The organism is Rhizobium sp. 18055 (assembly GCF_902706285.1).
In the GTDB taxonomy this organism is placed as follows: domain Bacteria; phylum Pseudomonadota; class Alphaproteobacteria; order Rhizobiales; family Rhizobiaceae; genus Rhizobium.
The window spans coordinates 1-430 of the sequence record NZ_CACSKD010000329.1 but is presented as its reverse complement, the minus strand read 5'-3'; the positions used below and the strand labels follow the sequence as shown (position 1 = coordinate 430).

Below are 430 nucleotides of genomic sequence, written 5' to 3'. Positions count from 1 at the left end.
TCTGGATGCTGGCTCCCGCACTTGCGAAAGCCTCTTCCTTCCTGACTCTCTGGACCCTCTACGCGTCGCCGTTCGCGCCTTCGGATTCCGCCACGTCAAGGCTCATGGCCGCCCATGCTGTCGCCGCCATCGCGGCGGGTGGCCTCATGGCCTCATCCGCCTGGAAAAGCGGAACCGCTGCAAGCATCCTGAAGGGCCCGGAGTGGATATTTCTCGGCTGCTGCTACGGGATCGTCGAGCTGTGGCTGCTGCCCTGGCTCGGTGTTCTCATACCGCAATACGCGTTCTATATCCTTTTGGTTCCCTGGATCGCCGGACTGCTGGCATGGGTGCTCATCTCGGTATGGACGCGCCCCGCCGCCGCCTTGAAAAAGAGCACGAGCGACGGTGGTTCGGCCCGGTGCACGCGTCCACGCGCAGCGGTCATCAC

General features: G+C 63.7%; 1 protein-coding gene. It reads left to right on the top strand.

All coding sequences use genetic code 11. The features are described 5' to 3' along the window. Nucleotides 1-430 (top strand): hypothetical protein (locus GVL52_RS32250; RefSeq protein ID WP_160012758.1); only part of this gene is annotated, 430 nt, incomplete at both ends.